General features: G+C 66.2%; 11 protein-coding genes. 1 reads left to right on the top strand and 10 read right to left on the bottom strand.

Annotated elements, in window-relative coordinates:
- Nucleotides 1-136: 136 nt before the first annotated feature.
- From ACEN9N_RS05440 to ACEN9N_RS05425, 4 genes are read right to left on the bottom strand one after another with little or no spacing between them, the layout of a single operon-like run.
- Nucleotides 137-1,699 (bottom strand): DHA2 family efflux MFS transporter permease subunit, encoded by a 1,563-nt coding sequence (locus tag ACEN9N_RS05440; protein ID WP_007837722.1) that lies wholly within the window; start codon nt 1,697-1,699, stop codon nt 137-139.
- A gap of 37 nt (nt 1,700-1,736) precedes the next feature.
- Nucleotides 1,737-3,059, bottom strand: coding sequence for an HlyD family secretion protein (locus tag ACEN9N_RS05435; protein ID WP_413312545.1), 1,323 nt, complete (start codon nt 3,057-3,059; stop codon nt 1,737-1,739).
- A 48-nt stretch (nt 3,060-3,107) separates the two neighbouring features.
- Nucleotides 3,108-4,583 carry an efflux transporter outer membrane subunit gene (locus tag ACEN9N_RS05430; protein WP_413312546.1) on the bottom strand — a complete coding sequence of 492 codons (1,476 nt, stop codon included), beginning with the start codon at nt 4,581-4,583 and terminating at the stop codon, nt 3,108-3,110.
- Complete coding sequence (locus ACEN9N_RS05425; RefSeq protein WP_042674198.1) at nt 4,576-5,115, bottom strand: MarR family winged helix-turn-helix transcriptional regulator; 540 nt, start codon at nt 5,113-5,115, stop codon at nt 4,576-4,578. The genes ACEN9N_RS05430 and ACEN9N_RS05425 overlap by 8 nt, the downstream gene beginning before the upstream one ends.
- A 76-nt stretch (nt 5,116-5,191) precedes the next feature.
- Here ACEN9N_RS05425 and ACEN9N_RS05420 point away from each other — a divergent pair, with 76 nt between their 5' ends.
- Nucleotides 5,192-6,976 carry an ABC transporter transmembrane domain-containing protein gene (locus ACEN9N_RS05420; RefSeq protein ID WP_495655519.1) on the top strand — a complete coding sequence of 595 codons (1,785 nt, stop codon included), beginning with the start codon at nt 5,192-5,194 and terminating at the stop codon, nt 6,974-6,976.
- Nucleotides 6,977-6,998: 22 nt separating this feature from the next.
- Here the strand turns inward: ACEN9N_RS05420 and ACEN9N_RS05415 are convergent, their stop codons facing one another.
- The 6 genes from ACEN9N_RS05415 to nuoL are packed head-to-tail and all read right to left on the bottom strand — an operon-like array spanning nt 6,999 to nt 13,441.
- Nucleotides 6,999-7,451 (bottom strand): DUF1178 family protein, encoded by a 453-nt coding sequence (locus ACEN9N_RS05415; RefSeq protein WP_007837732.1) that lies wholly within the window; start codon nt 7,449-7,451, stop codon nt 6,999-7,001.
- Nucleotides 7,452-7,458: 7 nt separating this feature from the next.
- Nucleotides 7,459-8,070, bottom strand: a complete 612-nt coding sequence (locus tag ACEN9N_RS05410; protein ID WP_495655518.1) for an NUDIX domain-containing protein — start codon at nt 8,068-8,070, stop codon at nt 7,459-7,461.
- Between the two features lie 4 nt (nt 8,071-8,074).
- Complete coding sequence (locus tag ACEN9N_RS05405) at nt 8,075-8,380, bottom strand: DUF2818 family protein (protein ID WP_056511131.1); 306 nt, start codon at nt 8,378-8,380, stop codon at nt 8,075-8,077.
- 15 nt (nt 8,381-8,395) lie between these two features.
- Nucleotides 8,396-9,883: an NADH-quinone oxidoreductase subunit NuoN gene (gene nuoN / locus ACEN9N_RS05400; protein WP_413312550.1), complete on the bottom strand. Its 1,488-nt coding sequence runs from the start codon at nt 9,881-9,883 to the stop codon at nt 8,396-8,398.
- A 24-nt stretch (nt 9,884-9,907) separates the two neighbouring features.
- On the bottom strand, nt 9,908-11,386 hold the full coding sequence (locus ACEN9N_RS05395; RefSeq protein WP_007837739.1) for an NADH-quinone oxidoreductase subunit M: 1,479 nt from the start codon (nt 11,384-11,386) through the stop codon (nt 9,908-9,910).
- 24 nt (nt 11,387-11,410) lie between these two features.
- Nucleotides 11,411-13,441 (bottom strand): NADH-quinone oxidoreductase subunit L, encoded by a 2,031-nt coding sequence (gene nuoL, locus ACEN9N_RS05390; RefSeq protein ID WP_413312552.1) that lies wholly within the window; start codon nt 13,439-13,441, stop codon nt 11,411-11,413.
- Nucleotides 13,442-13,447 lie beyond the last annotated feature (6 nt).

Below are 13,447 nucleotides of genomic sequence, written 5' to 3'. Positions count from 1 at the left end.
GGGGCAAATGCCTATGCTGCAGTGCAACCTGCACGGACCTGTGCGGCATCCGAATCGGGACTGTCGTCGCAGCGACAAAGAAAACCCCCAGGCTCCTTGCGGAGGCTGGGGGTCGATGAGGCGATGGTGTGCGCGCTCAGTGCGCGCCGGCTGCGGCGTCGCTGCCGGCACCGCCGCGCTGCGGCCGCGCCAACCACACCAGCGGGATCAGCAGCAGGAACAGGATCGCCGACGCATAGAAGATGTCGTTGGTCGCCAGCATGAACGACTGCTGGTCGACGATGCGGTTCAGCTGCCCCAGCACCTGCTCGCTGCTGAAGCCGCTGCCCGCGAGGCCCGACATCGCGCTGGTCGCCGCGTTGTTGCCCTGGTTCACGGTCTCCGCCAATTGCGAGTGATGCAGCGCCGCGCGGTTCTCCCACAACGTGGTGGTGATCGACGTGCCCATCGCGCCCGCGGTGATCCGCAGGAAGTTCGACAGTCCCGACGCGGCCGGAATGCGGTCGGGCGTGAGGCCCGACAACGTGATGGTCACGAGCGGAATGAAGAAGAACGCCATCGCGATGCCCTGGATGATCGTCGGGATGATGATCGTCACGAAATCGGCCTGCGTGTTGAAGTGCGAGCGCATCCACAGCACCAGCGCGAACACCAGGAACGAGAAGGTCGCATAGCGGCGCGGGTCGATCTTGGCCACCGTGAGCCCCACCACCGGAGAGAAGAAGATCGCCAGCAGCCCGACGGGCGCCATGATCATGCCCGCCTGCGTCGCGGTGTAGCCCATCCACTGCTGCAGCCACAGCGGCAGCAGCACCACGTTGCCGAAGAACAGGCCATAGGCCACGGCCGTTGCCACGGCGCCCGACCAGAAATTGCGGCGCTTGAACAGCGACAGGTCGACCACCGGATGCTTGTCGGTCAGCTCCCACACCAGGAAGAACGCGAAGCCGACCACGGCCACCACCGCCAGCGTGATGATCTGCGCCGAGTGGAACCAGTCGAGTTCCTTGCCCTTGTCGAGCATCAGCTGCAGCGAGCCCACCCACAGCACCAGCAGCGCAAGGCCGATGGCGTCGATCGGCACTTTGTGCGTGGCGCTCTCGCGGTGACGGTACAGCGCCCAGGTGATGGCCGCGGCGACGATGCCCACGGGGATGTTGATGTAGAAGATCCACGGCCACGAGATGTTGTCGGTGATCCAGCCGCCGAGCAGCGGCCCCATCACCGGCGCGACCAGCGTGGTCATCGACCACATCGCCATCGCGAGGCCCGCCTTGGCGCGCGGATAGCTCGACAGCAGCAGCGTCTGCGACAGCGGGATCATCGGGCCCGCAACGAAGCCCTGCAGCGCGCGAAAGGCGATCAGCGTCGTCATGTTCGGCGCCAGGCCGCACATCAGCGAGGTGATCATGAACAGGATCACGCTGGCCATGAACAGGCGCACCTGTCCGAAGCGCTGCGTCATGAAGCCTGTGAGCGGCACCGCGATCGCGTTGGCCACCGCGAAGCTGGTGATGACCCAGGTACCCTGCGTGGTGCTCACGCCCAGGTCACCGGAGATGGCAGGCAGCGACACGTTCGCGATCGACGAGTCGAGCACGTTCATGAAGGTTGCCGCAGACAGCGCGACCGTGCCCCAGAGGCGGGCTGCGCCCTCGAGCGGCGGATGCGCGACGTAAGCAGGAGCAGCGGTGGCCATGGGCGAGCTGTTTACCTGAGGAAGAAAGTCCGGGCGATCAGCCCGGTTGCCCCTGCGCGGCCACCGACGTGGCAGGCGCTGTCGGATTCTTCGCCGGTGCGGCAGCTGCCGTGGCCGACGCGCTGCGGCCGAGGTTGGCCGCGACGATGCGCTCCACTTCGGCGTCGGCGCCGCGGTCGAGCTGGCTGTAGACCTGCGTCTGCGTGAGCGCAGCGGCGCGCGGCGCGTCGGCGAGCATCTTGCCGCTCTTCGAGGAGATGTCGATCTCGGCATCCATCGACAGGCCGATGCGCAACGGGTTGGACTTGAGCTGCTCAGGGTCGAGCGCGATGCGCACGGGCACGCGCTGCACCACCTTGATCCAGTTGCCGGTGGCGTTCTGCGCGGGCAGCAGCGCAAACGCGCTGCCCGTGCCCACGCCGAGGCCCGCGACCTTGCCGCTGTATTCGATCTTCTTGCCGTAGACGTCGGCCGTGAGCTTCACGGGCTGGTCGATGCGGATGTTGCGCAACTGCACTTCCTTGAAGTTGGCGTCGACCCACAGCTGGTTGAGCGGCACGATCGACATCATTGGCGTGCCGGCGGCCACGCGCTGGCCGAGCTGCACGGTGCGCTTGGCGACGTAGCCGTCGACCGGCGCGGGCATGGCCACGCGCTGCGTGGCGAGGTAGGCCTCGCGCACCTTGGCGGCAGCGGCCAGCACGCTGGGGTGCTGGGCCACGCTGGTGCCTTCGGTCAGCGACTGGTTGCTGACCAGGGCTTCCTTCGCGGCGACCACGCCGGCCTGCGCCGCTGCGAGCTGGCTCTTGGCGGTGTCGAGCTGCGTTTCGGCATGGTTGAGCTCTTCCTTCGACACGGCGCCGTTGCCCGACAGCGCGCGGCGGCGCTGCAGGTCGTCCTGCGCCTTGGCGATGTCGCTCTGCGCCTTGACGATGTCGGCCTGGCGCAGCGTGACCTGCGCGGCCAGCGAGCCGTTGTTGGCGTACAGCGTGCGCACCTGGCGCACGGCCTGCGCGAGCGCGGCTTCGGCCTGTTCGAGCGACACCTTGGCATCGGCCGGGTCGAGTTGCACCAGCGGCTGGCCGGCCTTCACGAAGTCGGTGTCATCGGCGTTGATGGCCATCACGGTGCCGCCGATCTGCGGCGTGATCTGGATCACGTTGCCCTGCACGTAGGCGTTGTCGGTGTCCTCGTAGTGGCTGGCGACCAGCCATTCGTAGACACCCCAGCCGCCGCCGGCGACGATCACCACCGCGGCGAGCGCGGTGAGCGCGCGGCGGCGCTTGCCATTGCCGGCGGGCGCCTCGGGGGCTGCGGAAGCTGCGGCTGCAGCGGACGTCGGAGTGTTGTTGTCGCTCATGATGAAGTTCTTTCCGAAGACGAAAAAATCGGACTGGTTCGGGTGATGTCAGTTCATTGCGGCTGATGGCGCCGCTGCCGTGGCGGTGGCCGGGGGCTGCCAGCCGCCGCCCAGCGCGCGCGCCAGACCTACCTGTGTGTCGAGCGCGCGGGCGGCCAGATCGACCGCCAGCCGGCGCTGCGCCAGCACGGAGGTTTCCGCCGTCAGCACGTTGAGGTAGTTGCCGAGGCCCGCGCGGTAACGCTGCACGGCGATGTCGTAGGCGCCCTCGGCAGCGGCCTGCGCGGCGCGTTGTTCAGCTTGCTGGCGCGCGATCGACTGCGCGCTGGTGGCCTGGTCGGCCGCGTCGCGCACCGCGTCGAGCACGGTAGCGTTGTAGCTTTCGATGGCCACGTCGAGGTCGGCCGACTTGCCGCGCAGGTTGGCCCGCAGCTTGCCGCCTTCGAAGATCGGCAGCGTGATGGCGGGGCCCACGCCCCATTGCTCGCTGCCCGACTTCAGCAGCTTGCCGAAACCCAGGCTCTGGAAGCCGGCGAAGGCCGTGAGGTTCACGTTGGGATAGAACAGGGTCTTGGCATTGGCCACGTCGCTCGTGGCGGCCTCGACGCGCCAGCGCGCGGCGGCGATGTCGGCGCGGCGGCCCAGCAGGTCGGCCGGAATGTTCGCCTGCAGCGCCATCGGCCTGACGTTCGCCAGCACCGGTGGCTTGAGCGATGCGGACACGTTCGGCTGGCCGACCAGCGCATCGAGTGCGTGCTGCTGCAGCGCGATCTGCTCGTTGAGCGATTCGATCTGCTGGCGTGCCTCGGGCAGGCCGCCTTCGCTCTGGCGCAGTTCGAGACGGGTGTCGAGGCCGGCGGACACGCGGTCGCGCACGAGCTTGAGCGTTTCGTCGCGCTGCGCCAGCGTGCGCCCGGCAACGGTGAGCTGGTCGTTCAGGCGCGCCCACTGGAAGTAGCTGCGCGCCACGTTGCTCGCGAGCAGCACGCGTGCGGCATCCGCATCGGCGGCCGCGGCGTTGGCCGCGCCGATGGCGGTGTCGAGCGCGCTGCGGTTCTTGCCGAAGAAGTCGAGTTCCCAGCTGGCGCTGAGCTGCAGCAGGCCGATGTTCTGCGTCGAGCCGCCCAGCGGTGCGGGGTAGATGTAGTTGGTGTTGAACTTCTGGCGCTTCAGGTCGAGGTCGCCCTTGACCTGCGGCTTGAGCGCCGCGCCGGCAATGTCCGCCGAGGCCTGCGCACGCGCAAGGCGGGCTTGAGCGACCTGCAGGTTCGGGTTGCCGGCCACGGCCTGATCGATCAGCGAATCGAGCTGCGTATCGCCAAAGGCCAGCCACCATTGGCTGTCGAGCCGGGACGCAGGCGCCGCGGCGCTGTCGGGCGCGATGCCCAGCGACGAGGCGTCGCGCAGTTTGGCCTGCGAGCCGATGCCTGACATGTCGGCACAGCCGGCCAATGCCACCACCAGCAGTGCGGCGGCCATGATGGGTGTGCGACGCACGGCGCGCACGGCGAGGGATTCAGTCATTTTTATCTCCACGGGCCGCGAGGGCCTGGGCGTTGTCGAGGATGCGGCGCAAGTACCCCTTGAGCTGCTCCCATTCTTCGGTGCTGAAGCCGGCAAGGTGTTCGTTCTGCACACGGCTCAGCACGTAGGGCACTTCCTTGGCGGCGGCACGGCCTTCGTCGGTGAGCTCGATATTGACCACGCGGCGGTCTTCGAGCGATCGCACGCGGCGGCACAGGCCCTTGGCCTCGAGGCGGTCGAGCAGGCGCGTCATGGCGCCGGTGTCGAGTTCGCAGGCACGGGCCAGTTCGGCCACGGTGGTAGCGGCGCCTACATGCAATTTATAGAGAGGCACCCACTGCGGATAGGTCGGGCTGCCCGGCTCGCACATGCGGTTTTCGACCGACTGGCCGACCGCCGTGACGATGCGGCGCATCAGGTAGCCGATGCTTTCTTCGGTACGGTAGGTTTCCGGGCTGTAGAAGGCTGCAGGCGCGCGACGCTCGGCGTCGGCAGGCGCCGACGGGGCTTGGGGGGTAGTTGCATCGCTCATGGGCCGAATATTAGTTGCCGAGGCAGTTATTGTCAAGGCTGCCTTTGTAGTAGCAATGTTTCTGTAGAATCCTTCCATGGCTTCTCCCCCACCGTCTTCCATGGCCAAGGGCTCGCCCCGATCGCTCTCGGGCCTGAGCCCTTTTCTCCGTCCCTACCGGGTGCAGATCGTCCTGGCAGGCATCTTTCTGGTGATGGCGGCGCTCACCACACTGGTTTTCCCTATCGCATTGCGCAGCCTGATTGACGGTGGCTTGATCAGCGCCGACAAGGGCGCCCAGACGATGGCGCTGCGCGAGCACTTCGGCGCCCTCTTCGCGGTGGCAGTGGCGCTCGGTCTTTTCTCGGCGGCGCGCTTCTATACGGTGAGCTGGCTGGGCGAGCGCGTGACGGCCGACATCCGCAACGCGGTCTATGGCCACGTGCTGAAGCAGAGCCCGGCCTTCTTCGAAACCACGCAGACCGGCGAGGTGCTCTCGCGCCTGACAGCCGACACCACGCTGGTGCAGACGGTCGTCGGCTCGTCGCTGAGCATGGGCCTGCGCAACGCGGTGATGGGCATCGGCGCGCTGGCCGTGCTGGTGTGGACCAATCCCTATGTGATGGTGCAGGTGCTGGGCATCCTCGTGCTGGTGGTGCTGCCGAGCATGTGGTTCGGCCGCCGCGTGCGCAAGCTGTCGCGCGCCAGCCAGGACCGCGTGGCCGATTCGAGCGCCATCGCTGCCGAGGTGCTGAACGCGATTCCGGTGGTGCAGAGCTACACGGCCGAAGGCCGCGAGGCCGCGCGCTTCAGCGGTTCGACGGAGAACGCTTTCCGCACCGCCGTGCGCCGAACCAAGGCCCGCTCGGTGCTGGTGGCGTTCATCATCATCGCGACCTCCGCGGCGCTGCTCTGGGGCCTGTACCAGGGCACGCAGGCAGTGCTGCGCGGCGACATCACGGCCGGCCACCTGGGCCAGACCGTCGTCTACGTCGCCATCCTGGCCAGCGCGACCGCCGTGCTCGGCGAGGTGTACGGCGACTTGCTCCGCGCAGCCGGCGCAACCGAGCGGCTGATGGAACTGCTGCATGCGCCCGCGGCCATCTTTTCACCGTCGAATCCGACGGTCGCGCCCGTTCCCGTGGCGGGCAGCGCGATCAGGTTCGACGCGGTGACCTTCCATTACCCGTCCCGGCCGGACACGCCGGCATTGCGCGGCTTCAGCCTCGACGTCGCGCCCGGCGAGACCGTGGCGCTGGTGGGGTCGAGCGGCGCGGGCAAGAGCACGGTGTTCCAGTTGCTGCTGCGCTACTACGACCCGCAATCGGGCCGCCTGCTGCTCGATGGCACTCCGCTGGCTTCGCTCGCCCTGCCCGACCTGCGCACCCGCATCGGCCTGGTGCCACAGGATGCGGTGATCTTCTCGGCCAGCGCGTTAGAGAACATCCGCTACGGCCGGCCCGAGGCAACGGCCGAAGAGGTGCATGCCGCCGCCCGCGCCGCCTTCGCCCACGACTTCCTGCAGGCGCTGCCCGAGGGCTACGACACCTTCCTCGGCGAGCGCGGCGTGCGCCTGTCGGGCGGACAGCGCCAGCGCATCGCGATCGCGCGTGCGATCCTCAAGAACCCGCCGCTGCTGCTGCTCGACGAGGCCACGAGCGCACTGGACGCGGAGAGCGAACGCATGGTGCAGGCGGCACTGGAATCGGCGATGGAAAACCGCACGACGGTCGTGATCGCACACCGCCTGGCGACGGTGCAGAAGGCCGACCGCATCGTGGTGCTGGACCACGGCGGGATCGTCGAGCAGGGAACGCACGCGACGCTGGTGGCGCAGGGCGGCGTTTATGCGCGCCTCGCTGCGCTCCAATTCACGGCATGAGCAACAGCGGCGGCCCGGTTGGCTACTGCAGGGTTTCCTTGAGCGCAGCCGGTATCGGCAGCGCCATCACCGCAATGCCCTCGTCGAGCAGTGCCTCGGTCTGCTCGAGCGTGGCCTGTCCGCGGATGCCCCGTTCCTGGGCCTCGCCGTAGTGCATCTTCCGGGCTTCGTCGGCAAAGCGCTCGCCGACGTCTTCGGTCTTCGCCAGCACCTCGCGCACGGCTCGCATCCAGCGGGCCTCGGGCGAGAGTTCGGCGGGAACAACATTTGAAGCGGCAGTTGCAACGGCTTCCTGCGGCGCCTTGGCATTGCCGAGGTTGAGGCGCGGCGCGCTCAGCAACTTGACGATCGCGGTGTCGCCGCAGACCGGGCACTCGACCAGTCCGCTCGCCAACTGGCTGTCGAAGGCCTCGTTGGACGCAAACCAGCCCTCGAAGCCGTGGCCGTGTGCGCAGCGGAGATTGAGAACCTTCATGCGCGGATTATCCCGCGCTGCCTTCTGCCGGCACGGCCTGCCAGTCCAGAGCCCATGCGCCCGAAAGGACGTTCTGCAGCCAGAGCGTGCAGGTCAGCGTCTTGGCATCGGTCACGATGCCGTCGCGGCACCAGCCGGCCAGCTCTCCGGGCATGGCCGTGAACACGTCGAGGAACTCGCCATGGTCGAGCTGCCGCTCGCCCAGCGAAAGACCGCGCGCGAAGTAGATGTGGATGATTTCGGTCGAGTACGCCACCGCCAGGTGCATCGCACCCGCATGCGCCCATTCGCGCGCGGTATAGCCGGTTTCCTCGAGCAGCTCGCGCCGGCCGCAGACGAACGGGTCTTCACCCGCGTCGAGCTTGCCCGCGGGGAATTCGATCATCACGTGGCCTACGGGGTAGCGGAACTGGCGCTCCAGCACCACGCGGCCATCGTCCAGCAACGGAATGACCACCACGGCACCCGGATGCACCACGTATTCGCGCGTGGCGGTGTGGCCGTCGGGCAGTCGCACGGTGTCGCGCTTGGCGTGCAGGAAGTTGCCCTTGAAGAGCTCCACGCTCTGCGTGAGTTCTTCCTTCAGGTGCGAATCGGTGGTCGTGGTGGTCGAGGTCATGTCGTCAGTGCCTGTGTTTCATCAGGTAGCGCCAGGTGAACCCGGGAAAGGCCAGCACGATGAACAGCGCGCCGGTCACCGCATAGAACTCCCAGCCCTGCGAGGCGATCTGCCCCGCCCTGCGCTCGAACAGCAGCCCGACGCCGCCCGCCAGAAAGTACAAGACCACCAGCTCGGCGAGCCGCACCGCGAGCGACTTGGGTGTTGTCGCCAGAGGCACGACGCCGAACAGGCGGTCGTTGAAGAACGGCAGGTTGGCGGCCACCAGGGCCACCAGCAGAACGACCCAGACCGACGCGGTTTGCGACACCCGAGGTCGGCCGCGTCAGTGGGCCAGCGTGGCCACGATCGCGTCGTAGCAAAGCGTCATCAGGCCGCCGGGCACGATGCCCAGGATCAGGATCAGCGCGCCGTTGATCGTGAGCACGGTGCGCACGTCGCGCGGTGCCGACACCGTGGTGGCCGTGACGGGCGCATCGAAGTACATGACCTTGACCACGCGCAGGTAGTAGAACGCACCGATCAGCGACATCATCACCGCGAACACGGCCAACCCGATGTAGATCGCCTGGCCCGAGGCGATCAGCGCCTGCAGCACGGCCAGCTTGGCGTAGAAGCCGACCAGCGGCGGCAGGCCGGCCAGCGAGAACATCGCGATGGCCATCACACCGGCATACAGCGGGCTGCGCTGGTTCAGGCCTGCGAGGTCGGTAATCTCTTCGCTTTCGAAACCTTCGCGCGCCAGCAGCAGGATGATGCCGAAGCTCGCCAGCGTGGTCAGCACGTAGGTCACGATGTAGAACATCGAGGCGCTGTAGGCGAACTGGGCGTTGTACGTGCCCTGCTGGTCCGAACCCGCCACCAGGCCGAGGAGCATGAAGCCCATCTGCGAGATCGTCGAGTACGCCAGCATCCGCTTCAGGTTGCTCTGCGCGATGGCGGCCAGGTTGCCGACCAGCAGCGAGGCGATGGCGAGCACGGCGAGCATCTGCTGCCAGTCGATGGCCAGCGGCTGCAGCGCGTCGACCAGCAGGCGGATGATGATGGCGAAGGCCGCCAGTTCGGGCGCGGCGCCGATCAGCAGCGTGACCGCCGTCGGTGCGCCCTGGTAGACGTCGGGCACCCACATGTGGAACGGCGCGGCGCCCACCTTGAAGGCCAGGCCGGCCACGATGAACACCAGGCCGAACACCAGCACCTGGTGGTTCACCTTGCCGCTAGCGATGGACTTGAACACTTCGTTGACGTCGAGCGAACCGGTCGCACCGTACATCATCGACAGGCCGTACAGCAGGAAACCGCTGGCCATGGCGCCGAGCACGAAGTACTTCATGGCGGCTTCGCTGGCCACCGCGTTGTCGCGGCGCAGCGCCACCAGCGCATAGCTCGACAGCGTGAGCAGTTCCAGGCCCAGGTAGATCAGCAGGAAGTTGCTGCCCGAGATCATCACGAACATGCCCAGCAGCGCGAACATGCTGATGGTGAACAGTTCGCCGCCGCGCAGCATCTCGCGGTCGGCCGCATAAGGACGGCCATAGACCAGCGTGACCATCAGGGCAACGGTGGCAAAGCATTTGAGCCAATTGCCCATCGGATCGCTGACGACCATGCCGCCGAAGCCGTAGGCAGTCTTGCCACCGAGGGCGGCGAGGCCCGACAACACCGCGACCACGGCGAGCGTGGCCAGCGTCAGTACATAGGTGCGGGTACGGCGCGGGCTCGCGTCCGACAGGTCGACCAGCGCAATGATGCAGGCCATGACCAGCAACACGATTTCGGGGTAGATCGTGACCCAGCTGAGTTTGTCAATCATCTCGTTCTCTTGTTCAGCGTGGCATCAGGAGGGCAACTTGGAAATCGCCACGTGGCGCAGGAGCTCGGTCACCGAAGCGTTCATCGAGTCGGTGAAAGGCTTCGGATAGAGGCCCATCCACAGCACGGCGATCGCCAGCAGCGCCAGCATCAGGAACTCGCGGGCATTGATGTCGCTGACTTCCTTGACGTGGTCGTTGCCGACCGGGCCGAGGTACACGCGCTTGTACATCCACAGGGTGTAGGCGGCACCGAAGATCAGCGCGGTCGCTGCCGCCATTCCGATCCAGAAGTTGGCCTTCACGGCACCCAGAATCACCATCCACTCGCCCACGAAACCGGCGGTGCCCGGCAGGCCGCAATTGGCCATGGCGAACAGCAGCGCGAACGCGGCGAACTTGGGCATGGTGTTGACCACGCCGCCGTAGTCGGCGATCTGGCGCGAGTGCACGCGGTCGTACAGCACGCCGATGCCCAGGAACATGGCGCCCGACACGAAGCCGTGCGCAATCATCTGCACGATGCCGCCGGACACGCCGAGCTCGTTGAAGATGAAGAAGCCGAGCGTCACGAAGCCCATGTGGGCCACCGACGAGTAAGCCACCAGCTTCTTCATGTCCTGCTGCACCAGCGCGACCAGGCCCACGTAGATCACCGCGATCAGCGACAGCGCGATCATGAGCCAGGCCCATTCGTGCGAGGCATCGGGCGCGATGGGCATCGAGAAGCGCAGGAAACCGTAGGCGCCCAGCTTCAGCATGATCGCGGCCAGCACGGCGGAACCGCCGGTGGGCGCCTCGACGTGCACGTCGGGCAGCCAGGTGTGCACCGGCCACATCGGCACCTTCACCGCGAAGGCCGCGAAGAAGGCGAAGAACAGGAAGGTCTGCGCACTCGCACCCAGCGGCAGCTTGTGCCAGCTCAGGATGTCGAAGCTGCCGCCCGACTTGTTGTACAGGTAGATCAGCGCCACCAGCATCAGCAGCGAGCCGAGCAAGGTGTAGATGAAGAACTTGAAAGCCGCGTAGATCTTGTTCGGGCCGCCCCAGATGCCGATGATCAGGTACATCGGGATCAGCGTGGCTTCGAAGAACACGTAGAACAGCACGCCGTCGAGTGCAGCGAACACGCCGATCATGAAGCCCGACAGGATCAGGAACGCGCCCATGTATTGGTTCACGCGCTCGGTGATCACTTCCCAGGCCGAGATCACGACGACGACCGTGATGAACGACGTCAGCAGCACCAGCCAGAGCGACATGCCGTCGATCCCGAGGTGGTAGTTGACGTTGAAGCGCGAGATCCAGCCCGTCTTCTCGACGAACTGCATCGCGGCGCTACTGTTCTGGAAACGCGTGACCAGCGGCACCGTGACCAGGAAGCTCACGATGGAACCGACGAGCGCGACCCAGCGTACGCCTCTGGCGTGCTCGTCACGGCCAAACGCCAGCAGCACGGCGCCGAATGCGATCGGCACCCAGATGGCAAGGCTCAACAAACCCATTTTTCTTTTTCTCCAGCGCTAGGCTCAGCGTTTGAACCAGACGAAGTACGTCATCAGGATGAAGATGCCGAGCAGCATCGCGAAGGCATAGTGATAGATGTAGCCGGACTGCATCCAGCGAACCACGCCTGAAACCCGGCCGACCACCTTCCACGAGCCGTTCACGACGGCACCGTCGATCAGGGCCTGGTCGCCACCCTTCCACAGGCCGGTACCGAGCGCGCGCGTGGCGCGGGCGATGACGTTCTCGTTGAACCAGTCCATGTAGTACTTGTTCTCGAGCAGGCGGTAGATCGGACCGAAGGCGCGCTTGATCGCGGCCGGCAGCGCCGGGTTGATCATGTACATGTACCAGGACAGGACCACGCCGGCCAGCGCCAGCCAGAACGGCGGCGCCGTCAGGCCGTGGATGGCCATGGCCACCGGGCCGTGGAAGGCTTCTTCCAGTTCCTTCATGGCGTGGTGCCTGGTGCCGTCCACGATGATCGCGTTCTTGAAGAACTCGCCGAACAGCATCGGCTCGATCGTCATGAAGCCGATCACCACCGAGGGAATGGCCAGCAGCACCAGCGGCAGCCACACCACCCAGGGCGATTCGTGCGGCTTGTGGCCGTGGCCATGATCGTCGTCGTGCTCCGCATGCTCGTCGTGGTGGTGCGCGTCGGGGTTTTGGTCGTAGCGTTCCTCGCCGTGGAAGACCAGGAAGTACATGCGGAACGAATAGAACGCCGTGATGAACACGCCGGCCAGCACCGCGTAGTACGCGAAGTTCGCGCCCCACAGGTGGCTTTCGTGCACCGCTTCGATGATGCTGTCCTTCGAGTAGAAGCCGGCGAAGAACGGCGTGCCGATCAGCGCGAGCGAACCCAGCAGCGAGGTGATCCAGGTGATCGGCATGTACTTGCGCACGCCGCCCATCCAGCGGATGTCCTGGTTGTGGTGCATGCCGATGATCACCGAGCCCGCACCGAGGAACAGCAGCGCCTTGAAAAAGGCGTGCGTCATCAGGTGGAACACCGCGACCGAGTAGGCCGAGGCACCGAGCGCCACCGTCATGTAGCCGAGCTGCGAGAGCGTCGAGTACGCGACCACGCGCTTGATGTCGTTCTGGATGATGCCCAGGAAGCCCATGAACAGCGCGGTGATGGCGCCGATCACGAGGATGAAGCTCAGTGCCGTGTCGCTCAGTTCGAACAGCGGCGACATGCGCGCCACCATGAAGATGCCGGCCGTCACCATCGTTGCCGCGTGGATCAGCGCGGAGATGGGCGTCGGGCCTTCCATCGAGTCGGGCAGCCACACGTGCAGCGGGAATTGCGCGCTCTTGCCCATGGCGCCGATGAACAGGCAGATGCAGATCACGGTGATCAGCATCCATTCGGTGCCCGGGAAGGTGATGCCGGCCAGCGTGTTGGCCTTGGCGAAGGCTTCGCCGTAGTTCAGCGTACCGGCATAGGCCGCGATCAGGCCGATGCCGAGGATGAAGCCGAAGTCGCCCACGCGGTTGACCAGGAAGGCCTTCATGTTCGCGAAGATCGCGGTCGGCCGGTTGAACCAGAAACCGATCAGCAGGTACGACACCAGGCCCACCGCCTCCCAGCCGAAGAACAGCTGGAGCATGTTGTTGCTCATGACGAGCATCAGCATCGAGAAGGTGAACAGCGAGATGTACGCGAAGAAGCGGTTGTAGCCGTCGTCTTCCTCCATGTAGCCGATGGTGTAGATGTGCACCATCAGCGACACGAAGGTCACCACGCACATCATCATGGCGGTGAGGCCGTCGATCAGGAAGCCGACTTCCATCTTCAGGCCGCCAACGGTCATCCATTCATAGATGGTTTCGTTGAAGCGGGCGCCGTCGGCCACCACGCTCTTGAGCGTCATGGCCGAGATGATGAAGGCGACCAGCACGCCCAGGATGGTCAGCGAATGCGTGACCTTGCGGCCGATGTGATCGCCGCCGAACTTGGTGCCGAACAGGCCGGCGACGACGGCGCCGACCAGGGGTGCCAGCGGCACGGCCAGCAGGGTGGATGCGGAAAGGGTTGCGCTCATGTTGCG

The organism is Variovorax sp. Varisp46 (assembly GCF_059491885.1).
This window is presented reverse-complemented; position numbering and strand designations above follow the sequence as displayed.

Bases quoted from the DNA above. Each gene is read 5' to 3' on its own strand.
- nuoL (WP_413312552.1), bottom strand. From the start codon at position 13,441: ATGAGCGCAACCCTTTCCGCATCCACCCTGCTGGCCGTGCCGCTGGCA.
- ACEN9N_RS05430 (WP_413312546.1), bottom strand. From the start codon at position 4,583: ATGACTGAATCCCTCGCCGTGCGCGCCGTGCGTCGCACACCCATCATG.
- ACEN9N_RS05435 (WP_413312545.1), bottom strand. From the start codon at position 3,059: ATGAGCGACAACAACACTCCGACGTCCGCTGCAGCCGCAGCTTCCGCA.
- ACEN9N_RS05395 (WP_007837739.1), bottom strand. From the start codon at position 11,386: ATGGGTTTGTTGAGCCTTGCCATCTGGGTGCCGATCGCATTCGGCGCC.
- ACEN9N_RS05415 (WP_007837732.1), bottom strand. From the start codon at position 7,451: ATGAAGGTTCTCAATCTCCGCTGCGCACACGGCCACGGCTTCGAGGGC.
- ACEN9N_RS05440 (WP_007837722.1), bottom strand. From the start codon at position 1,699: ATGGCCACCGCTGCTCCTGCTTACGTCGCGCATCCGCCGCTCGAGGGC.
- ACEN9N_RS05410 (WP_495655518.1), bottom strand. From the start codon at position 8,070: ATGACCTCGACCACCACGACCACCGATTCGCACCTGAAGGAAGAACTC.
- nuoN (WP_413312550.1), bottom strand. From the start codon at position 9,883: ATGATTGACAAACTCAGCTGGGTCACGATCTACCCCGAAATCGTGTTG.
- ACEN9N_RS05420 (WP_495655519.1), top strand. From the start codon at position 5,192: ATGGCTTCTCCCCCACCGTCTTCCATGGCCAAGGGCTCGCCCCGATCG.
- ACEN9N_RS05425 (WP_042674198.1), bottom strand. From the start codon at position 5,115: ATGAGCGATGCAACTACCCCCCAAGCCCCGTCGGCGCCTGCCGACGCC.